Origin of the sequence: Acidovorax sp. Root402 (assembly GCF_001425125.1) — a bacterium.
Taxonomy (GTDB): domain Bacteria; phylum Pseudomonadota; class Gammaproteobacteria; order Burkholderiales; family Burkholderiaceae_C; genus Acidovorax; species Acidovorax delafieldii.
The window spans coordinates 177,165-199,077 of the sequence record NZ_LMDQ01000017.1 but is presented as its reverse complement, the minus strand read 5'-3'; the positions used below and the strand labels follow the sequence as shown (position 1 = coordinate 199,077).

16 protein-coding genes and 1 pseudogene are annotated in these 21,913 nt (G+C 65.9%); 12 read left to right on the top strand and 5 right to left on the bottom strand.

From position 1 onward, the window contains the following. Both ASC83_RS20460 and ASC83_RS20455 read right to left on the bottom strand, forming a co-directional pair. Positions 1-1,268 (bottom strand): annotated as a pseudogene (locus ASC83_RS20460) (putative bifunctional diguanylate cyclase/phosphodiesterase); the annotation flags it as partial. Between the two features lies 1 nt (position 1,269). Further along, positions 1,270-2,736 (bottom strand): GGDEF domain-containing protein (locus ASC83_RS20455; RefSeq protein WP_235509428.1); only part of this gene is annotated, 1,467 nt, incomplete at its 3' end. 199 nt (positions 2,737-2,935) lie between these two features. Between ASC83_RS20455 and mutS the strand changes: the two genes are divergently transcribed. The 9 genes from mutS (at position 2,936) to ASC83_RS20410 (ending at position 17,040) form a co-directional block, all read left to right on the top strand. Then, positions 2,936-5,554, top strand: a complete 2,619-nt coding sequence (gene mutS, locus ASC83_RS20450) for a DNA mismatch repair protein MutS (protein ID WP_056067066.1) — start codon at positions 2,936-2,938, stop codon at positions 5,552-5,554. A 233-nt stretch (positions 5,555-5,787) separates the two neighbouring features. Further along, positions 5,788-6,615: a proteasome-type protease gene (locus ASC83_RS20445; RefSeq protein ID WP_056067065.1), complete on the top strand. Its 828-nt coding sequence runs from the start codon at positions 5,788-5,790 to the stop codon at positions 6,613-6,615. 81 nt (positions 6,616-6,696) lie between these two features. Beyond that, positions 6,697-7,518: an alpha/beta fold hydrolase gene (locus tag ASC83_RS20440; protein WP_056067102.1), complete on the top strand. Its 822-nt coding sequence runs from the start codon at positions 6,697-6,699 to the stop codon at positions 7,516-7,518. Positions 7,519-7,692: 174 nt separating this feature from the next. Beyond that, positions 7,693-8,514 (top strand): carotenoid biosynthesis protein, encoded by an 822-nt coding sequence (locus tag ASC83_RS20435; protein ID WP_056067063.1) that lies wholly within the window; start codon positions 7,693-7,695, stop codon positions 8,512-8,514. Then, on the top strand, positions 8,511-10,034 hold the full coding sequence (locus tag ASC83_RS20430; protein ID WP_056067060.1) for an oxygenase MpaB family protein: 1,524 nt from the start codon (positions 8,511-8,513) through the stop codon (positions 10,032-10,034). The genes ASC83_RS20435 and ASC83_RS20430 overlap by 4 nt, the downstream gene beginning before the upstream one ends. Positions 10,035-10,072: 38 nt before the next feature. After that, entirely contained in the window at positions 10,073-11,833 is a 1,761-nt protein-coding gene (locus tag ASC83_RS20425; RefSeq protein ID WP_056067057.1) for a diguanylate cyclase, read from the top strand. 5 nt (positions 11,834-11,838) lie between these two features. After that, a complete protein-coding gene (locus tag ASC83_RS20420; RefSeq protein WP_056067053.1) occupies positions 11,839-13,629 on the top strand; it encodes a diguanylate cyclase in 1,791 nt (596 codons plus the stop codon). Then, complete coding sequence (locus ASC83_RS20415) at positions 13,626-15,422, top strand: diguanylate cyclase (RefSeq protein WP_056067049.1); 1,797 nt, start codon at positions 13,626-13,628, stop codon at positions 15,420-15,422. Before ASC83_RS20420 ends, ASC83_RS20415 begins: the two co-directional genes overlap by 4 nt. 130 nt (positions 15,423-15,552) lie before the next feature. Further along, entirely contained in the window at positions 15,553-17,040 is a 1,488-nt protein-coding gene (locus ASC83_RS20410; protein WP_056067046.1) for an FAD-binding oxidoreductase, read from the top strand. A gap of 44 nt (positions 17,041-17,084) precedes the next feature. Here the strand turns inward: ASC83_RS20410 and ASC83_RS20405 are convergent, their stop codons facing one another. The 3 genes from ASC83_RS20405 to ASC83_RS20395 form a co-directional block, all read right to left on the bottom strand. Continuing rightward, complete coding sequence (locus ASC83_RS20405; protein WP_056067042.1) at positions 17,085-18,410, bottom strand: diguanylate cyclase domain-containing protein; 1,326 nt, start codon at positions 18,408-18,410, stop codon at positions 17,085-17,087. A gap of 169 nt (positions 18,411-18,579) precedes the next feature. After that, entirely contained in the window at positions 18,580-19,473 is an 894-nt protein-coding gene (locus tag ASC83_RS20400; RefSeq protein ID WP_056067039.1) for a MipA/OmpV family protein, read from the bottom strand. 10 nt (positions 19,474-19,483) lie between these two features. Further along, positions 19,484-20,308, bottom strand: coding sequence for an undecaprenyl-diphosphate phosphatase (locus tag ASC83_RS20395; protein ID WP_056067100.1), 825 nt, complete (start codon positions 20,306-20,308; stop codon positions 19,484-19,486). Between the two features lie 217 nt (positions 20,309-20,525). On the opposite strand from ASC83_RS20395, the gene ASC83_RS20390 reads away from it, so the two are divergent. The 3 genes from ASC83_RS20390 to ASC83_RS20380 are packed head-to-tail and all read left to right on the top strand — an operon-like array spanning position 20,526 to position 21,876. Further along, positions 20,526-20,936 carry a DUF2306 domain-containing protein gene (locus ASC83_RS20390; RefSeq protein WP_056067036.1) on the top strand — a complete coding sequence of 137 codons (411 nt, stop codon included), beginning with the start codon at positions 20,526-20,528 and terminating at the stop codon, positions 20,934-20,936. Between the two features lie 40 nt (positions 20,937-20,976). Next, positions 20,977-21,546 carry a DUF6622 family protein gene (locus tag ASC83_RS20385; protein ID WP_056067033.1) on the top strand — a complete coding sequence of 190 codons (570 nt, stop codon included), beginning with the start codon at positions 20,977-20,979 and terminating at the stop codon, positions 21,544-21,546. Between the two features lie 36 nt (positions 21,547-21,582). Further along, positions 21,583-21,876 (top strand): 2TM domain-containing protein, encoded by a 294-nt coding sequence (locus ASC83_RS20380; protein WP_056067030.1) that lies wholly within the window; start codon positions 21,583-21,585, stop codon positions 21,874-21,876. Positions 21,877-21,913 lie beyond the last annotated feature (37 nt).

Below are 21,913 nucleotides of genomic sequence, written 5' to 3'. Positions count from 1 at the left end.
GGCCTTCCAAACAGATACCCCTGGAACCCCTCGCACCCGTGCAGCCTCAGGAACGACAGCTGCCCCGTCGTCTCCACCCCCTCCGCCACCACCTCCAAATCCAGGCTCTTGGCCAGCGCCAGGATCGTCCGMACRATCGCCGCGTCGTTCGGGTCCGTCAGCACGTCCCGCACGAAGCTCTGGTCGATCTTCACCTGGTCCAGCGGCAGGCGCTTGAGGTAGGACAGGGACGAGTAGCCRGTGCCRAAGTCATCGAGCGCAAACCCCACGCCTTCGCTYTTGAGCTGCACCATGCGCGCGATGGTGTCTTCGATGTCKCCCAGCAGCAGGCTTTCGGTGAGTTCGAGCTTGAGTTGCCGGGGGTCTGCGTTGTGGTTCTTCAAGGTTTGCAGCACTTCGGCCACGAAGCCGGGTTGCCGGAATTGGCGGGCGCTGACGTTGACGGAGATGGACAGGTGGGCGGTGTCCGGGTGCTGGCTCCAGCGCTGCAGTTGTTCGCAGGCGGTCTGGAGCACGTATTGGCCCAGCGGGAGGATGAGGCCGGTCTGTTCTGCCAGGGGGATGAAGTCGCCGGGGCTGATCATGCCGCGCTGGGGGTGGCGCCAGCGCACGAGGGCTTCTGCGCCCAGCAGGCGGGCGTGGTGGTCCACGACGGGCTGGTAGTGCACGAGCAATTCGCCCCGGGCCAGGCCCTGGCGCAGGTCGGCTTCGAGGTTGGAGCGGGCGTTGACGGCCGCCTGCATGTCGGGGTCGAAGAAGCGCTGGGTGTTGCGTCCTGCGGCTTTGGCCTGGTACATGGCCAGGTCGGCGCGCTTGAGGAGTTCGTCCACGGTGAGGCGTTCGTCGCCAAAGAGGGTGATGCCGATGCTGGGGGTGCTGTAGTGCTGGGCGCCGTCCAGGTCAAAGGGCTGGTTCAGGCTGGCCAGGAGTTTTTCGGCGACGGTTTCTGCCTGGGTGGCGGCGTTTTGCAGGTCAGGGGCCAGGGCTTCGAGCATGACGACGAATTCGTCGCCGCCGAAGCGGGCCACGGTGTCGGCTTCGCGCACGCTGCCCACCAGGCGGGCGGCGACCTGGGCCAGGAGCTGGTCGCCCATGTCGTGGCCCAGGGTGTCGTTGAGGTCTTTGAAGTTATCGAGGTCGATGAACAGCAGGGCCCCGAGGTTCCTGGTGCGCTGGCAGGCGGCGATGGAGCGTTGCAGGCGGTCCAGCAGCAGGCGGCGGTTGGGCAGACCCGTGAGCGCGTCGTAGAACGCCAGGCGTTCGATCTCNGGCTTCGCGCACGCTGCCCACCAGGCGGGCGGCGACCTGGGCCAGGAGCTGGTCGCCCATGTCGTGGCCCAGGGTGTCGTTGAGGTCTTTGAAGTTATCCAGGTCGATGAACAGCAGGGCCCCGAGGTTCCTGGTGCGCTGGCAGGCGGCGATGGAGCGTTGCAGGCGGTCCAGCAGCAGGCGGCGGTTGGGCAGACCCGTGAGCGCGTCGTAGAACGCCAGGCGTTCGATCTCTTGTTCGGCCAGCTTGCGATCGGTGATGTCCATGGTGAAGCCATGGGACACCACCGAGCCATCGGCCTCGCGGTGTGGAATGGCGTTGGTCATGTGCCAGCGCACGCTCCCGTCATTCATCCGCACACGGTATTCGCACTGCCAGGGCACCAGCTTGCGCACCGACATCATGGCCGAGCGCTGCACCAGCGGCAGGTCTTCAGGCACCACGCGGTGCATGAGCACGCCGTGGTCGGCCGTGACCTCATGTGGCTCCACGCCCATGAATTCGCGCACGGCATCGCTGATGTACTGCACGCTGGTGCCACCATCGGTATGCAGCCGGTATTCGTAGATGAAGCCGGGGATGCGGCTGGCAATGCGCTGAATGAACAAGAGTTGTTCACGCAATTGCTCCGCAGCGCGGTGCTCGTCCGTCACATCCTGCACCACCCCCATGACGACCTGCACGCCATCGCGCGGCAGCGTGCGTTGAACCCGCGAACGCATCCAGCGCACTTCGCCATCTGGCCGGCGCCAGCGGTACTCCACATCCAGGCCAGATCCCCGTTCTCGGATCTTGTCGAACACGTGCCGGTCTTCCGGCAGGATGCCACTCACCGCGCGCTCCGGGTCCACCCATTCCTGCTGCTCAAACCCGGCGATGTTGCACAGCCCGGGCGACCAGAGCAGCACCGTTTCGCCCGGGTCTTCAATGCGCCGCCAATGGCCAGTGCGCGCCAGGCTCTCCATGGTGTTGAACACGTCGGTCTGCTCGCGCAACTCGCGCCGCACTTCTTCCAGCGCACGCTCGGATGCGGCCAGTGATACCCGCAGATTTTCGGCTTCAGAGGCATCGCGCACCGTGACAACGATGCAGTCATTGGTCACGCGGCGGGCCGACAAGTCCCAGGCCAGCAACAGCCGACCGGGCTCGCGCACCACCTGGCGGCACTCCAGCGGAGCCCCCACGCGCACCACGCCGAGCAACTGGTCCAGCAGCGGCGTGTTGGCCAGCAGGTCAAACACCTCGGACGCATCCACGCCCGGATGCCGTACCGCTCCCAACCCTGGCATGCGCCGTGCCGCCGCGTTGGCGGCCAGCAGCAGCAGGCGGCCGTCTTGCAGACGAAACTCCATGAGCGCCACCGGCACCGCGTCCACCAGCGCTTGAAGGCGCGCCTGCGCCATGGGCTCAATGAGGCCTTCCCCGGCAGGGGCGAGGAGGTCGGTCAACAGTTCGGACGAAATCACGGTCGCTCTGAAGCCTCTGAATCCTGGGGTTGAAACACCAACTCTCGACGGAGGGTGGCTCCGTTCAGGGTCAAGCTGCCAGCATACAGCCAAGAGTATGTCAAAACGTAACATCTTGGCAGAACGCAGTGGAATTGCCCAGGGGGAAACCCGATGATCGAACTGCTACAGTCCACGCCTCATTCCTGCCACCCCCTGCATGTCCGACACGCTCGAACACCACACACCCATGATGCAGCAGTACCTGGCCCTCAAGGCCGGGTACCCCGAGACGCTTCTGTTCTACCGCATGGGCGACTTCTACGAGGTCTTCTGGCAGGACGCCGAGAAGGCCGCGCGCCTGCTCGACATCACGCTCACACAGCGCGGCCAGTCGGGCGGCCAGCCGGTGGTGATGGCCGGTGTGCCCTTCCACGCTCTGGAGAACTATCTGGCGCGCCTGATCAAGATGGGCGAGTCGGTGGCGATTGCCGAGCAGGTGGGCGAAGTGGGCGCCAACAAGGGCCCGGTGGAGCGCAAGGTGGTGCGCGTGGTCACACCCGGCACGCTGACCGACACTGAACTGCTGTCCGACAAATCCGAATCGCTGCTGATGGCCGTGCACCAGGCGCCCCGCGCGCGCTGTGGTTTGGCGTGGCTGAGCGTGACGCAGGGCCGCGTGTACCTGGCCGAATGTGCGCACGACGAACTGGGCGCCTGGCTGGCCCGCGTGGCGCCCAGCGAACTGATCTACAGCGCAGGCGTGACCGAGCGCTTTGAACAACAACTGCAGGTGCTGCGCCAAGGCGGCGCCTTCACCTGCCCCATGAGTCTGCGACCCGACTGGCAGTTCGACAGTGCCCTGGGCGAGCGCAAGCTGCTCGAAAACCTGGGCGCGGCCAGCCTCCAGGCCTGGGGTGCACACGAATTGGGCGAGGCCCACGCCGCCGCTGCCGGGCTGCTGACCTACGCCGAGCACACGCAGGGCCGCACCCTCACCCACGTGCACAGCGTGCAGGTGCAGCGCAACGACGACCTCATCGACCTGCCCGCCACCACGCGCCGCAACCTGGAGCTGGTCAAGACCCTGCGTGGTGACGATGCACCCACGCTGTTCTCGCTGCTCGACACCTGCATGACCGGCATGGGCAGCCGACTGCTCAAGACCTGGCTGCTGGAGCCGCGCCGCGACCGCGCCGAGGCACGCCAGCGCCTCTCGGCCACCACGGCCTTGCGGGGCGCGGGCGGCGCAGGCGGCGGCGCGGGCCCCTGGTCCACGCTGCGCGGCGAACTCAAGGGCGTGAGTGATGTGGAACGCATCACCGCCCGCATTGCGCTGCGTCAGGTGCGCCCGCGCGAGCTGGTCGCGCTGGGCAAAACGCTACAAAAATCAGAGCTGCTTGCGCTGAACGGAAGGGCACCAGAGCCATTTTTGATGCAGATTTTCAGCCACCTGCAACCACCCGAGGGTTGCATGGCACTGCTGCAGACCGCGATTGACGAAGAGCCCGCCGCGCTGGTGCGCGACGGCGGCGTGATCGCCAACGGCTTCGACACCGAGCTGGACGAGCTGCGCGCCATCCAGACCAACTGCGACGCCTTCCTGCTGGACCTGGAAACCCGTGAGAAAGCCCGCACCGGCATCCCCAACCTGCGCGTGCAGTTCAACAAGGTGCACGGCTTCTACATCGAGGTCACAAGCAGCCATGTCGAGAAGGTGCCTGATGACTACCGCCGCCGCCAGACGCTGAAGAACGCCGAGCGCTTCATCACGCCCGAACTCAAGGCGTTTGAAGACAAGGCCCTGTCGGCCAACGAGCGCGCCCTGGCCCGCGAGAAATGGCTGTACGAGCAGATCCTGGACCAGCTGCAGCCCCACATCCCGCAGCTGACCCGCCTGGCCCAGGCCCTGGCCACGCTGGATGTGCTGTGCACGCTGGCCGAACGCTCGCTCACCCTCCACTGGTGCGCGCCGCAGTTCGTGCCCGAGCCCTGCATCGAGATCGAGGGCGGCCGCCACCCGGTGGTGGAGGCGCGACTGGCCGAGACATCGAGCGGCAGTTTCATCGCCAACCACACGCGCCTGAACGCCAACACGCGCATGCAGATCATCACCGGCCCCAACATGGGCGGTAAATCGACCTACATGCGCCAGGTCGCGCTCATCGTGCTGCTCGCCAGCATGGGCAGCCATGTGCCCGCCGCGAGCTGCCGCCTGGGGCCCATCGACGCCATCCACACCCGCATCGGCGCGGCCGACGATCTGGCCAATGCGCAGTCCACCTTCATGCTGGAGATGACCGAGGCCGCACAGATATTGCACGCCGCCACGCCCCACAGCCTGGTGCTGATGGACGAGATCGGCCGGGGCACCAGCACGTTCGACGGCCTGGCGCTAGCCAGCGGTATTGCCACCCACCTGCACGACAAGACCCGCGCCTTCACGCTGTTTGCCACGCACTATTTCGAGTTGACCGAGCTGCCAGCCAAAGCGCGCCACGCGATCAACATGCATGTGAGCGCCACCGAGTCCGGCACCGACATCGTGTTCCTGCACGAGATCCAGCCCGGCCCGGCCAGTCGCAGCTACGGGATTCAGGTGGCCAAGCTGGCGGGCATGCCATCGCCCGTGCTGCACCACGCCCGCCATGCGCTGGCAGCGCTGGAAGAGCGCGCGGGCGAGGATGAGTTGCAAGTGGACCTGTTCGCCGCGCCCGAGGTGCCCGAGAGCGCGGGCGCCAGCCCTCTCGAGGCCGCGCTTGCAGGCATCAACCCCGACACCCTGAGCCCGCGCGAAGCGCTGGATGCGCTGTACCAGCTCAAGAAGATGGCAGGCTGAAGCGACGCCTACCCCGGCTGCGCTGCAGGCTGCTGACCGGGCTCTGGGCACACCGCCAGCGCATTTTTGAGTCCCAGGGGCATCAGGCGCTAGTGCTATATGCCCTGATTGCTATCAATTTTGAATATCCGCACCCCGCAACAGCTGGGGGCCGCCTGCAGGGCACACAGGCCGCCCATGCCACAGGCGACTAAACTCGCGGGTTACCTCCAAACAACAACCCCCATTGCTCCATGACGTACTGCGTCGCCATCAAACTCAACGCCGGGCTGGTTTTCCTGTCCGATTCCCGCACCAATGCCGGCCTGGACCAGATCAGCTCATTTCGCAAGATGATGGTCTACGAGAAGGCGGGTGACCGCTTCATGGTGCTGCTGTCGGCGGGCAACCTGTCCATCTCGCAATCGGTGCGAGAGATCTTGCAGACCGAGCAGATCAAGGACGGCGAGTCGGGCGAAGCCATCACCATCTGGAATGCCAAAAGCATGTTCGACGCCGCCCGCGTGCTCGGCGCCGCCGTGCGCCACGTGCACGAGCGCGACGGCGCAGCCCTCAAGCGCTCTGGCGTGGACTTCAATGTGTCCATGGTGTTTGGCGGCCAGATCAAGGGCGAGGGCATGCGCCTGTTCCAGGTGTACTCGGCAGGCAACTTCATCGAGGCCACATCCGAAACACCGTACTTCCAGGTTGGCGAATCCAAATACGGCAAACCCGTGCTCGACCGCGTGCTCACGCCCGAGACCCCGCTGGACGAGGCTGCCAAGTGCGCGCTGGTGTCGATGGACAGCACGCTCAAGTCCAACCTGTCGGTCGGCCTGCCGCTGGACCTGGTGGTGTACGAGGTGGACCGCTTTGCCACCGACAAGGTCATCTGCATCGACGAGAACAACCCGTACTTTCGGATGCTGCACGACAGCTGGGGACAAAAGCTGCGCCAGGTGTTCGACAGCATCGAAGACCCCGCCTGGACCGGCGGCGCTACCGAGGTGCCGATCATGGTCAGCCCGGCGCGCAGCAAGCCACTCAAGAAGATCACCAACCATACCGACCGGCTGATCTGACGCCCTGCAGGCCAGCGCATCCCACGGCACCCGGCCGCGTGCGCGCCTGCAGCCCGGCCCTGCCACCCCGCCATGCCCTCCATGCTCCCCATCGTTTTCTCGCACGCCAACAGTTTTCCGGCCAGCACCTACCGCGTGCTGTTCAAGCACCTCAAGACCCGGGGTTTTGAAGTCAGCGCGGTCGAACGCTATGGCCACGACCCGCAGTACCCGGTGACCAGCAACTGGCCACACCTGGTGCAGCAGCTGGCCGACTTTGCAACGGTGCAGGTGCAGCGCCTGGGCCAGCCGGTGTTTCTGGTGGGACATTCGCTGGGCGGCTTTCTGAGCGTGATGGCCGCCGCCCGCCACCCCGAACTGGTGCGCGGCGTACTGCTGATCGACTCGCCCCTCATTGGCGGCTGGAAGGCCAACGTGGTCAGCGTGGCCAAGCGCACCCAGGTGGTGGGTTCGATATCGCCGGGCCGGGTGAGCCGCCAGCGGCGGTTCAGCTGGGCCAGCAACGAAGAGGCGCTGGAGCACTTTCGCAAGAAGAAGGCTTTTGCACGCTGGCACCCCGATGTGTTGCACGATTACATCACCCACGGCCTGCAAGACCAGGACGGCAAGCGGGTGCTGGGCTTTGACCGCGCGGTGGAAACCGCCATCTACAACACCCTGCCGCACAACCTGGGCCGCCTGCTCAGCAAGCACCCGCTGCAGTGCCCGGCCGCCTTCATCGGCGGACGCGATTCCGACGAGATGAAGCAGGTCGGCATGGCCATGACGCTGCGTGTCACCGAGGGCCGCACCATGATGCTGGACGGCAGCCACCTGTTTCCCATGGAGCAGCCCGTGGCCACTGCAGCAGCCATTGAAGCAGCGCTGCTCAACCTGGCCATGCTCACGCCCCGCCAGACTTAAGTCGTACTGGCAGATCCCCGCGCAGGGTCGCCTGCGTTCCGCCTTACCACCAAATTCGGACCGTAGGGCGCGAAAAAACGCCCCACACCGCCCCCGGATCAGGGCAAACAGGGGACACACACGCCGCGCCAATCCCCTACACTGGCGAAATTGTTACAGCGTGATACACCCGACATGTCTGCACAGCCCCCGACGGCCGGGCGCCTGCCCGCGCTCAGCTTTGCCTTGCTGGCCGCCTTTGTCATCGCAACAGCGGTGCGCACCCACAATGACACCACCATCGCCATCGTCATCGCCTCAGTGCTGATGTTTGCCTGCTGCTGGACCAGTGCAGCGCATCTGCTGGGCACCCGCGCTGCCCTGCAGTTTGTGTTGATCGCGGTCAGCCTGGGCTGGTTTGCCGAACAGATGGGCTCCAGCAGGGGCTGGTTCTTCGGGCACTACACCTACACCGATGTGCTGGGCCCTCGTCTGCTGGACGTGCCACTGGTCATTCCGATGATGTGGTTTGCACTGACGTATGCGGGCTATGTGATCAGCAACCTCATCGTCTGGCAATCGGCGGTGGACGGCGCTCCCGGCCTGGGCAACGCCGCCATGCTGTCATTTCTGGCTGCCATGATCGTGACCGCGTTCGACCTGGGCGCAGACCCCTACTTTGTTTACACCCTCAAGGCGTGGATCATGGCCAAGACCGATGGGGCCTGGTTTGGCGAAACCGTGCAGGGCTTCTTCGGCTGGGTGTTCGTGGCCTTTGTGATCATCTTCAGCTTTCGCATGTCGGCGCGCCAGCTCCCCTTGCAACCCGCCAGCCCCTTCCTGCGGCGCCACGCCATGGTGCCGCTGACCATCTACGCGGCTGGCATGGTGTTCCAGATGATTCTGGGCAGCCCGGTGGAAATCCGGACCATTGCCGCCTTTGCCATGGGGATTCCGCTGCTCTGCGCGCTGGCGGGCTTCCAACGCTGGCGCGCACCGGGTAAGGTCGCGGCATGACCAGCAAGCCCCACAACCCTCTGCTGCCAGCTGCCGATCTGGCGCCCATGCAGCACCACGCCGACCCCTTGGCCGACGCTACGATTGCCAGGATCCTTGGGCCCTGGCCCCCCGGCGACGTCGCCGCCGACGCTCCGCAATGGGCGCACATCAACACGGTGAACCTGCTGTTCAGCCAGTGGACCGACAACGCGACGCTGGCCACCTGGCAGGCAACCGAAGGCCCGGTGCAGGTGGGGGATGGTGACAAGGCCGCCAAAGGCTATGTGACCGCCGAGATGGCCAAGGCGCTCAACGACTATGTACAGGCGGCGCAGGTGCTGCCGCCCTGGGCCGATGCCCGCAAGATCGAGCGCGCCGAAAAACTCTTCATGGACCACGGTGCGCTGTCTTGCATCCTGCTGTTCTGTGCCAGCCTGCCCGAGTGTTACGTGGTCCCGGACCTGTCGAGCGTGTTGCACACGACCGGCCAGCTGGAACAGAACACCGAATACCGCATCCGTTCCACGGCGGCCATGATCTTCCCGGTGATGCTGCACGGAGGCCTCAGCCCGCGGGGTGCCGGTGTGGCACAGGTGCTCAAGGTGCGGTTGATCCACGCCACGGTGCGCAATCTCATCCTGCACGGCAGCCCCGAACATGCCATCGCGCAATGGAAGGCCGGCGGAGACGGCCTGGTCGTGCCGCGCGCAGCCCCCGCTGGTGGTGGCCGGTCCGTGATGTACCAGACCCTGTATGCACGTGGCTGGAATCTGGCCGCCAAAGGTCTGCCCTGCAACCAGGAGGAGCTGGCCTATACGCTGCTGACCTTCGGCTACGTGTTCCTGCGCAGCATGCGTCGGCTGGGTCTCGGTCTGCCGCCCGGGGACGAAGAAGCGTACCTCCACGCCTGGAACGTGGTGGGTCACGTGCTTGGCATCGACCGCTCCCTGATGGTGGAAACGATGGCGCAGGGCGATGCACTGATGGCACTGATGCAGGCCCGTGGCCGCGCAGAGCCGGTCACCCCCGACCCGCGCCCGGCCCTGGGGCAGGCCCTGATGCAGACCATGGCCAACGCGCTGCCCTGGCGCATCGTCAAGCCCTTCCCACAGCTCATGACCCGCTACCTGTGCGGGCGAGAAACCGCCGAGGACCTGGGGTTGAACCAGCCCGTGCCCTGGCTGTCGGCCCTGCTGTTCTGGTGCGTTCTGCTGCTGGCCCGCGCCATCGATGCGGTGGTGGGTTTGCTGCTGCCGCGTTTTTCGATCGTGCGCATGCTCACGCGGGCGCTTGGCTACCACTTCATGAGCCGGGTGCTGATGAGCCAGACGCGCCCGCTGCAACTGCCCACCGAACTGCTCAACCAGGTGGACACCGTGGTGCACAGCTGGAGCGACGACCCCCATGCCCCCGGCTGGCTCAACCGCATCGAGGATCGGCTGACCACCTCTGGCAGCTGGAGCCGGGGCCTGGCTGGCAAGGCAAAGCCCGCGCAGGCGGGCCAGACAGGCCAGGCACAGCAAGCCACATCGCCCTAGCCACCACGCCAATGCAACCGCTGCCGCGCAACCTTCCGATGCTGGCCCGCTTGCGGTGCATGTGTTGCGGCGTGGCAACGTGGGTGCTGTGTCTGCTGGTACTCCTGGCTGCAACCTTGCCCCGGAGCGCACAGGCGGGCGAACCCTTGGTGCTCGCACAGGACAGGCCGCAGGTGGATGCCTGGGAGGCCATCACCCTCAAGGCCGACCCCACCTACGAGCTCTCGGTACAGGACATGCTGGACCGCCTGGACGAGTTCAAGACTCCAGCACGGAGCAACAACTCGCTGGGCGTACACAAGGCTGCCATGTGGCTGCATATCCCCCTGGTTGCGCCCGAGGCGCCGCGCACCCCGTGGGTGGTCAACATTGGCTACAGCTCGCTCAGGGCCGATTTGTACCTGGCCCGGGGTGGCAAGCTGCTTCAGCAGGCCCGAGCACGCCAGTCCGACCCAGCGCAGCTGGCTGGCCGCACGCCTGCGATGGCCTTTGACCTGCAGCCGGGGCAGCGTTACGACCTGCTGATACGGGTCCAGGCCACTGGCCCGCTGATTCTGCCCATCACGGTCAGCGAAATGCCCGTTCACCTGCGCCAGGCCCTGCGCGAGCAGATGCTGCAGGGCCTGCTCAACGGGCTGGCCTTCTGCCTCTTCGCGTACAGCCTGATCCAGTGGGTCACTCAGCGTGATCGCATGTTCGGCTTTTATGCGTTGGTGGTGCTGGGCAGTGCGGGCTTTTCGCTGCAGTTCTTTGGCGTCGGCCCGCAGTATCTGTGGCCCGATAACCCGTGGATGGACCGGTATTCGGGTCCGGCAGCAGGGCTGATGGCGCTGGCGGGATCGTTTCTGTTCCTGGGCCACACGCTGGCCGGCGACACCCCTGGCAGCCGGTATGCGCGCACCATGCGGGTGGGCGCGGCCGTCACCGCAGCGGTCTGTATCGCGTTGGTGGTGGGCTGGTTGACCGTGCCCCTTGCCATTGCCTTCATGAGTCTGGCGGGGGCCCTCCCCTCGCTCATCAGCCTGCCTGCCGCCATGGCGCGAGTGCGGCACAAGGACCCCATTGGCGCCACCCTGCTGGTGGCGTGGATCGCCTTTGGCGTGGCCGCCGGAACAATGGTGTGCCTGGTGCAAGGCTGGATTCCTGCCAATTTCTGGACACTGCACTCGTTCCAGATTGGCGCCACGCTGGACATGCTGCTGTTCTTCCGCGTGATGGGCCTGCGAGCCCGCGCGGCCCAGGCCCAGGCCCAGGAGGCCATGCGCGAGCGGGATCTGATGCAGTCACTGGCCAACACCGATCCACTCACCGGCCTGAGCAACCGGCGCGGCCTGCAGCACGCATTGCACGCCGCGCTGGCCCACTGTTCACCCCAAAGGCTGGTAGCGGTCTACTTGATGGACCTGGATGGGTTCAAGCCTGTCAATGACGCGCACGGCCACGATGTGGGCGACGACCTGCTGGTGGCCGTGGGCCACCGTCTGCTGGCCAATGTGCGGCACCAGACCGACCTGGTCGCTCGGCTCGGCGGCGACGAATTCATCATCATGGCCCGCGACCTGGCCACGCCCGAGCAGGCGGAGGACCTGGGCCGCTCGCTCCTGCGGGCCTTTGAGCACCCTTTTACGCTGAGCCATCTGCGCATCCAGGTGGGCCTGACCATCGGGTACGCGCTGGCCCCCCTCGACAGTGACGACCCGCAGGGCTTGCTGCGGCATGCAGACGCCGCGATGTACGCGGGCAAACAAGGCGGCAAGCACTCGGTGCGGCGCATCCCCGGCACGGCTGCACTGGCATGACGACGATGCAACGCAACGCCCTGCTCCCCAGTCGGCCGACACCCTGGCACCCCCTGCTGTGGCTGCTGGTACTGGCACTGTGGCAGGTGCTGGCCCTGCCCACTGCGCGGGCCGCTGAACCCGGCCCGCTCGTGCTGCCAGCCGATGCCCGCCCGGTGAACGTGTGGTCGGTGGCCACGTTGCTGGCCGACCCATCTTTGCAATGGGGCGTGCAAGACGCACTGGAACGCTTGCCTGACTTTGCAGAGCCCCCCAGCCGTGGCGGCAGCCTGGGTGTGCGCAAGGAGGCCATCTGGCTGCGCGTGCCGCTGATGTCGCGCGTGGCGTCGGGCAATGAATGGATCGTGAACATCGATTTTGCGGTGCTCAACGAAGTCGACATCTACCTGACCCAGCAAGGCCGGCTGATTCAGCACGCTGCGCTGGGCAACCTGCGCCCCTATTCCGAGCGCCCGCTGCGGGGCCGTACTCCGGCGATGACGCTGGACCTGGCGGCCGACACTCCCTATGAACTGCTGATCCGGGTACAAACCTCGGGCGCGATGATCGTGCCCATCACCCTGAGCAAGGCGCCCTACCTGGTGCACCGGTCGCTGCGTGAGCAGATGTTCCAGGGCGTGCTGGCCGGGCTGGCCCTGTGCCTGGTGGTCTACAGCTTCACCCAGTGGGTCAGCCAGCGCGAAAAGCTGTTTCTCTACTACTGCATGCTGGTGGTGGGCAGCGCCGGGTTCTCGCTGCAGTTCTTCGGCGTTGGCACCCAGTTCCTCTGGAGCGACCGGCTCTGGATCGAAGTTCACGCAGCAGGGGCGGCGGGGCTGCTGGCCATTGCGGGCTCGTTCCTGTTCATGGGCCATGCGCTGATGGGCCACATGCCACACAGCCGGTTCCTGAGGGTGATGCAGGCGGGAGCAGTGCTGAGCCTGGTGCTGCTCGCGGCCTTCCTGGTCGATCTGATCAACACCCGGACCACCACCGCCATCATCAGCGTCCTGGGCCCCCTGCCCTCTCTCATCAGCCTGCCCATCGCCGTGGCACGGGCACGCCGGGGGGACTCCGTCAGCACCACGTTGCTCGCGGCCTGGGTTGCGTACTTCACGGCGGCCGTGACCATGGTGTGCCTGGTGCAAGGCCTGCTGCCAGTCAACTTCTGGACGCTGCACTCCTTCCAGCTCGGCGCTGCGGCCGACATGCTGCTGTTCCTGCGGGTGCTGGGTCAACGCTCTGCCGCCTTGCGCCACGCGGCCTCTGAAGCGCTGCGCGAGCGCGACACCATGCGCTCGCTGGCCTACACAGACTCACTGACCGGGCTGTGCAACCGCCGCGGCATGCAAATGTCACTGCAATCGGCGCTGGCTCAGGCCAGCCCCCAACGCTTGGTAGCGCTCTACCTGATGGACCTGGACGGTTTCAAACCGGTCAACGATACCTACGGCCATGATGTGGGCGACGACCTGCTGGTGGCGGTGGGCCACCGGCTGGAGGCCAATGTGCGACAGCACACCGACCTGGTGGCAAGGCTGGGCGGGGACGAATTCATTGTCATGGCGCGCGAACTGGCCACCCCCGAACAAGCCCAGGAACTGGGGCGGGCCTTGCTGCATGCATTTGAAAAGCCGTTCCGGCTGAGCCACCTCTCCATCCAGGTGGGCCTGACCATCGGCTACGCGCTGGCACCGCTGGACAGTGACGATGCACAGCACCTGGTCCGGCTCGCGGATGCAGCCATGTATACAGGCAAGGAGAGCGGCAAACACTGCATCCGCCGAAACCCGGGCGAACTGGCGCTGGCCTCATGACGTACACGCGCTTGAGTGGGTTTGTGCATCGCCCGGTTCTTGCCAACTGGTGGCGAGTGGCCTGCCTGCTGTCGGCACTGTGTCTTCTGCTGGCAGCCCTACCGACCAGTGCGCGAGCTGCTCCCCTTGAACTGCGGGATGACCTGCTTTCCATCGAGGCCTGGCCCGCCGTCACTGTGCTGCCAGACCCCTCCGGCACCCTGCTCGTGAATGATGTCCTTGCGGAGTTGTCACGCTTTCAGGCCCCACCCGGCACCAGCGGCACCCTGGGCGTTCGGGCCGATCCGGTGTGGGTACGCATCCCGGTCACCGTGCCCGTGACATCCAACGGCCTGTGGGTGCTGGACATCGACTATCCCGTGCTGCAACGCATCGAGGTGTACCTGGCTGCAGACGGCCATGTGACCCAGCAGGCCACACTGGGCAGCCTGCAGCCTTACACCCAGCGCCCGCTGCGCAGCCGCACCCATGCACTGCCCCTGGCCATGTTGCCCGGACACACCTACGACCTGCTGCTGCGCGTGGAGACCCGGGGTGCAATGGTGCTGCCCATCACACTGAACAAGCCCACCACCTGGCACAGCAAGGCTCTGAACGAGCAGATGCTGCAAGGCATTCTCACGGGGCTGGCGCTGTGCCTGCTGATCTACAGCCTGGCGCAGTGGCTCAATCTGCGCGACGTGCTGTTCATCCAGTACGCACTGCTCATTGCGGGGAGCCTGCTGTTTTCGCTGCACCTGTTCGGCCTGGGCACGCAGTACCTGTGGCGCGATATGCCATGGGTGGAGTTGCATGCAGCCAGTCTGGCTGCGCTCACGGCCACCTGTGGCTCCTTTCTCTTCATCAGCCAGGCCTTGGCGGGTGACCGACCCCGCAGCTGGCTGCTGCGCAGCATGCGTGGCGGCGCAGTGCTGTGCGTGGTGCTGGCTGCGCTGTATGCCCTCGACCTGCTCAGCACCCGCGCAGTGACAGGCATCGTCAGCATCCTGGGGCTGGTGCCAGCGCTCATGGGCATTCCGGGGGCGGTGCGCCGCGCAAGGCTGGGCGACCCGGTGGGCTCCACCCTGCTGCTCGCCTGGCTGTTGTATTTTTTGGCCACCGCCACGGTCATTGGCGTGATCCAGGGTTGGGTGCCGGTGAACTTCTGGACCTTGCACTCGTTCCAGTTTGGCGCCACGCTGGACATGCTGCTGTTCATGCGTGTGCTGGGCTTGCGCACCAAGGCGCTGCGGCTGGAGGCGCTGGACGCCAACCGCGAGCGCGACGTGATGCGCTCACTCGCCCACACCGATCCGCTCACCGGCCTGCCCAACCGGCGCGGGCTCAATATCTCGCTCGCATCGGCCCTGTCGCGCTGTAGCGCAGAAAAAATGCTGGCTGTGTACGTGATGGACCTCGACGGATTCAAGCCCGTCAACGATCAGCATGGCCACGACGTGGGCGACGAGCTGCTCGTGGCCGTGACCCGGCGCCTGCAAGGCCATGTGCGCCAAAGTGACCTGGTGGCTCGCCTGGGTGGCGACGAGTTCGTGGTGATGGCTGGACAGCTGCACAGCCTGCAGCAGGCGCAAGAGCTGGGCCACAAGCTGCTGGATGCATTCCGCTCACCGTTTTCGCTGAACAACGTACAGGTGGAGATCGGTCTGACCATTGGGTATGCCATCGCGCCGCACGACAGCACCGACGCCATTGGCCTGCTCAAGCTGGCCGATGCCGCCATGTACAGCGGCAAACAGGGCGGCAAGTTCTGCCTGCGGCGCAACACGGGCGACCTCGCGCTGTCCTCGTCCTGAGATCGTTTTCACGATCCAGAGGTAGTTGCCCAGCAGCGGGCTGAAAGACACGCCTGCCATTTCCCTCTGGTCAAAGCGCTCCTGCTCCGGTACACCCGGGGCTTCGCAACTTCCTGAAGGATCGCTCGCCATGGCCCATCGCAAAAGTTCGGCCCGCCTTGCCAAAGACGCACGCGTCGCGCACTTTTTATCTTTGGCGGCAAAACAGCCGGCGTTGAGCGCTGCGCAGGGCAGCACGCCGGTGCTCACATGGGAGGCGGTGGCCGCTCTGGAGGCGCGCATCGTAGGACGCATCGTGCTGCCCTCCAGCCCCGACTACAACGCAGCGCGGCAGGAGTCAAACCCAGCCTTCCAGTCGTATCCGGAGATCATCGTCTTTTGCGCCTGCGAAAACGATGTGCTGGAGTGCCTGGCCGTAGCCCGCACCTATGGCGTGTGGGTGGCCGTGCGTTGTGGTGGCCACAGCACCGCGGGCTACTCGGTCAACAGCGGCATGGTGGTGGACCTGAGCGACTTGCAGGGCGTGGTGCTGGACCCTGCACATGAACGCGTGCACGTGCTGCCGGGCACCGACTTCGACCACTTTAACGGCGCCATGAACCACACGGGCTGGCACGTGCCCACGGGCGCCTGTGGCAGCGTGTGCGTGGGGGGCTTTGTACAAGGTGGCGGCTACGGCTACACATCGCGCGCGTTCGGCATCCAGAGTGACCTGGTCGATTCCTTCCGTGTGGCGCTGGCCGATGGCACCATCGTCACCGCCAGCGCGCAGGAGCATTCCGACCTTTACTGGGCCCTGCGCGGCGGCACGGGCGGCAACTTTGGCGTGGTGCTGCAGGTGACCTACCGCATGCAGCGGCTGGACCAGGTCTGGGCCTGGGCCATCAGCTGGGACGCCATGCACGCGGCCCAGGTGCTCACGCTGATGCAGGCCGGCTACATGAAGACCGGTGCGCCCGACGCATTGGGCTACATGATGAACCTGGGCTTCCAGAACGGTGTGCCGGTGTACATGGTGCAGGGCATGTTCTGCGGCAGCCGCGAGGACGGGCTGGCAGCCATTGCACCGCTGATGGCCATCCCCAGCGCGCAGCTGCTGGTGGACAAGACCGGCACCTACCCCGACATGAACGTGTGGCTGGAAGACCACCCCTACACCCTGCCCGACAACCTGCCGGACGGGATCGCCGAAACCAAGGCCAGCGGATACATCAACACCCGGCTCTCGCCCGCCGACTGGCAGCGCATCATCGACTACTTCAAGACGTCGCCCAACCCCTGGTCGCTGGCCTATCTGGAGCCCTATGGCGGCGCCATCAACCGCTACCCGGTGGCCGACAGTGCCTTTGTGCATCGCAATCTAGACGCCGACCTGGTGGTGGATGTGTTCTGGCGCAACCCGGCGGAGCGCGCCCAGATGGAAGCCTGGCTCGACGGCTTCATGCAGCTCGTGCGGCCCTTCCTGAACGGCCACGTGTACCAGAACTACCCGGATGCGCGGCTGGTCGACTTTGCCTCCGCCTACTGGGGCCCGGCCTACCCGCAGCTTCAGCGGATCAAGGCGGCCTACGACCCCGACAATTTCTTCCACTTCCAGCAAAGCATCCGGCTGCCGTGATGCCGTGCCCCTGCTCTGCGGGGGCTCCGAGGGAGGAAAAGGGCTCAGGCTGTCAACGCGTAATGCAGACGGCCCTTACCCGCCCGTTTGGCAGCGTACATGGCCTGGTCGGCACGGTTCATCAGCGCGTCGATGTCTCCCTCCAGCGGAGGGTACACCGCCACACCAATGCTGGCGCCAATGCGCAGCTCGCGCCCGTCCACCGTCATGCCCTGCTGCAGGGCGTCGATGATGCGGTGGCCGATGGTGTCGGTCACTTCGCGGGTCACCTCGTGGTCCAGCATCACCAGAAACTCATCGCCGCCCAGCCGCGCCATGGTGTCGCCCGCGCGCACCGTGCTGGCGATGCGCTGGGCCACGATGCGCAGCACCTCGTCGCCCGCGCGGTGGCCTTCGGCGTCATTCACGTGCTTGAACCCGTCCAGGTCAATGAACAACAGCGCCACCGACCCCTCGGTGTGCCGCGCATGCAGCAGCGACTGCTCCAGCCGCCCCTGGAACGCGGCCCGGTTGAGCAGCCCGGTCAGTGAGTCGTGGTTGGCCAGGTAGTGCTGCTGCCGCGCGATCTGGATCTTGGCGGAAACATCCTGAACCAGCGCCATGATGGAGGTCACCTGGCCGTCTGCGTCGGTCAGGGCAGAGTTGAACCACTCGCAGTGCACCTCTGTGCCATCGCTGCGCACAAAACAGGTTTCGGCCCGGTTCTGGGACTCCTGGCCGGACTGCAGCCGCTGCAGCGCCTGCTGCAGGCTGTCGTCCATCGAGGCTGGGGCCAGCAGGTCCGTCAGCAGCCGCCCCTCCAGTCCCGCAACATGCAGCCAGCCCAGCAGCTGCACCGCGCGTTGCGAGCAATGCAGCAGCTGCAGCTGGTGGTCCATCTCCACCACGGCCAGGGGGCTGTTCTCCATGTGGGACGACAGGCGCTGGTTGGCCGCGCGCAGCGCATTCATGGTGACCTGCAGCTCGTGCACGTCCAGCGCCGTGGTGATGAAACCGTCAATCGCGCCTTGCGGGTTGTGCCAGGGCGTCAGGCAGATGGTGCGCCACTCGTCAAAGCCGTAGGGCGTGCGCAGCATGCGCTGGTACTGCACCCGCTCGCCGCTGAGCACGCGGTTCACAAACGGCATGAACCGGGCGCAGTCCTGCTCGCCATAGACCTCCACCAGTGTCTTGCCGACCAGCTCCTCCGGCACCGTGCCGAACCAGCGCGCGTATTCGTCGTTCACATAGATCATCGACAGGCTGCGGTCGATCACAGCCATGGTGGCGCCTGCGCTGCGGGTGATCACATCAAGCAGGTCCGCCTTGGACCACACCTTTTGGCGGGCGGTCTCCGGGTGCGTGGACAACTCGGGCGCTTCTGGCGTCATGCGGCAATACCCCAGTGGGGGAGAGGATCAGCGGAGGGGCAGCTTCACACACCACGACACGGTGATGGCACGGGGTGCGGCCGCCTGGGCGTAACTGTCTGTGAGCGGCAGCTTAGCACTTTCGCCAGGCACAACCGCTCCCGTTGAACCCTTGCTACAGCGGATGTGCCTAGCGGCAGCACCGGTAGGCCAGCCCCACAGAGACCGAATAGCCCACCGGCTGCACGGTCAACGGGCTGCGGCGCGCATCGCCCTGCAGCTGCGACACGCGGGCCGCGCCCAGCACCACCCAGTGCCGGTTGAGCGCCGTCATCACCTCCACCCCGGCATCTACGCTGTACAGCCCGCCGCGTGGCTCGAACGCAGGCAAGGGGCTGCTGCCACCGGCCGGCACCCCAAAATGCCCCCGCACGTAGGTGCGGTCCCCAAAACTCGCGCCCGCCCCGAAGCTGACCTTGGTCTGCTCCGTCACGGGCCAAGTGTAGCCAATGCTGGTAGACCATTGCGCGCCACCGTCGCGGCCCAGGATGTCTTGCGAAACCCCGGCCCCCACGGCCCAGCGGTCCGTGATGGCATAGCCCGCGCTGATCCGTGCCCGCAGGGTGGACCGCACTGACGGCAACCCCACCAGGATGGGTGCATCCGAGCCGTCACGGCCCTTGTCAATGCGCAAGGCTGCACTCAGGCTGAAGCGGTCGCTTTGCGCCAGTGTGGCGCTGGCGCCGGACTCGCGGGGCCCCAGGCCGTGGCCCATGAAGGCGCTGCCGCGCGAAGTGCTCAGGCGAAACCGGCCGTACTCGATGGCCCAGGCGGGCCGCAGGCTGTTCTTGCGGCCATCGCCCCCGGCGTAGTCGGGGCTGCTGCCCACGATGGCGCCGATCGCGTAGTTGAATTTGGGAGCCGCAGCCTGCTGGCTCTCTGCCTTGTCGGACACCGTGGTTTCGGTGCTGGCCGCCTCTGGCAAGCCCTGGGCGCCCACCCAGGGGCTGACCGACAAGCCGGCGAGCGCCAGCGCCCGCAAGGAAATCAAGGGAAAGGAGACCCGACCGGTAATGAAACGCATGGCCCGATTATCAGTCGGCCCACTGCACCCAGCCGGTCCACGCGGTCACCAGAACGATGACGCCGAACACGATGCGGTAGTAGGCAAACGGCACAAAACTGTGACTGCTGATGTAACGCAACAACCAGCGCACACACAGCCACGCGCTGAGGAAGGAGAACACCAGCCCCGTGGCAAACAGCGGAATGTCGGCCGCCGACAGTAGCGCGCGCTCTTTGTACAGGCTGTATACCCCGGCGCCAATCAACGTGGGGATGGCCAGGAAGAACGAAAAGTCCGTCGCCGCCTGGCGCGACAGGCCCAGCAGCATGCCTCCGATGATGGTCGCGCCGCTGCGGCTCGTGCCAGGAATCATGGCCAGGCACTGCACGAGGCCGACCTTGATGGCATCGAGCGGCGTCATTGCGTCCACGCTGTGGATGCGGGTGGCCGAGGGCGGCCGCCGCTCGGCCCACAGGATGATGAAGCCACCAATGATGAAGGTGCTGGCCACGACCACCGGTGTGAACAGGTGTGCCTTGATGGCCTTGCCAAACAGCAGCCCCAGCACCACGGCAGGCACGAAGGCGATGAACACGTTGAGCGCAAACCGCTGGGCCTGGCGCTCGGTGGGCAAGGCGACCAGCGTGGAGCGGATCTTGGCCCAGTACACCAGGATCACCGCAAAAATGGCGCCCGTCTGGATGGCAATGTCAAACACCTTGGCCTTGGCATCGTCAAACCCCAGCAGTGACCCGGCCAGGATCAGGTGCCCGGTGGAAGAGATGGGCAAAAACTCCGTCAACCCCTCGACGACCCCCATGATGGCGGCCTTGACCAGCAATACAACGTCCACGCGCACTCCTTGCAAATAGGTGCGGGATTATCCGCCGTGGGCTCCAGCCCCCCTGGCAAAACGCCCGCCGCGTTGCTTCTGGCGGCCCAATCCGCCCACCACTCACTCCGCGTGGCGGCATTTCACGCCCGGTGGGCTGCATTTCGTCGCAGGGCTGTGGCGCCCCGGGAAGGGCATCGGCACAGTTCGCTCCATCGAACCCGCTAGGAGCCCCGCCATGCAAATCACCCCCGTCATCGCCATCCATCTTGCAGCCGCGCTGGCGGCCGTTGCCATCGGCCCCATTGCCCTGTGGGCCCGCCAAGGGGCCACGCAGCGCCCCCGCCTGCACCGCGCGGCCGGCTACGCCTGGGTCACGCTGATGGTGGCCACTGCCGTGTCGGCCCTCTTCATCACCGGCGGCCCTGGCCCGCGCTGGGGCAGCTTCGGACTGATTCACCTGCTGATCCCCGTCACCCTGGGCATGTTGGCCATGGCCTTTGTGTTCCTCGCCCGCCGCAACATCGTCGGCCACCGCAAGATGATGCAACGCACCTACATCGGCGCCTGTGTGGTGGCTGGCGGCTTCACGCTGCTGCCCGACCGTTTTCTGGGCCACACGGTCTGGTCCGCACTCGGACTGATCTGACCCCACCCCTCCATTCATTGTTTACAACAGGACGACCACCATGCTGCTCAACCTCCTTGTCCAACAACCCCAGATGCTGGGTCGCATCATCGAAAACACGCCCTACTGGGTCTGGGCCCTGCTGGCCGGTCTGCTCTGGCTGGGCGGCAGCCAGCTGCTGGCCCGCAACGTGAGCCTGGTGCGGGCCATGGTCATGCCGGTGGCGATGACCGGCCTGTCGGTGTATGGCATCGCCTCGGCCTTTGGCGGCGCTGGCCAGGCCTTGCTGCCGGTGGTCGCCTGGCTGGTGGCCGCCGTGTTCATCGCCAGCGTGGCACTGTGGCTGCAACCTGCAGCGCCCCAGGGCACGCTGTACGAAAGCAAGTCACGCTGCTTCTACATTCCGGGCAGCGCCATGCCGCTGGCCTTGATCCTGGGCATCTTCCTCACCAAATACCTCGTGGGTGTGGAGCTGGCCCTGCAACCCGCCCTGGCACGCGACAGTGGCTTTGCACTGCAGATCGCTGCGCTGTATGGCGTGTTCAACGGTCTGTTTGCGGCCCGCGCGCTGCGGCTGTGGAAGCTGGTGCAACGCAGCGCCCCCTTGGCCACATCACCCGCCACCGCCTGAGCCCCCCGTAACGATCCCTCAGCACAGGAGCCCCCCATGCGCCACCACACCTTCACTACCGATTCCCTCGAACGTCTGGCACGCCGCCGTGCCGGGGCCAAAATGGGCTGGTACATCCATGCCAGCGTGTACCTGCTCGTCAATCTGCAGCTGGTCGCACTGTCGGTGGGCAGCGGGCGGCACTGGGCGGTGTTCCCGGCCCTGGGCTGGGGCATCGGCCTGGCCATCCATGGCGTGGTGGTGTTCGTTCTTGCGGGTGGCAGCGACCTGCACGAGCGCATGGTGCAGGCGGAACGCGACCGACTGGCTGCTGCGCAAAACCCCCGCTGATCGGCTGATGATGACTCCTCCCGACAAAAACACGGCC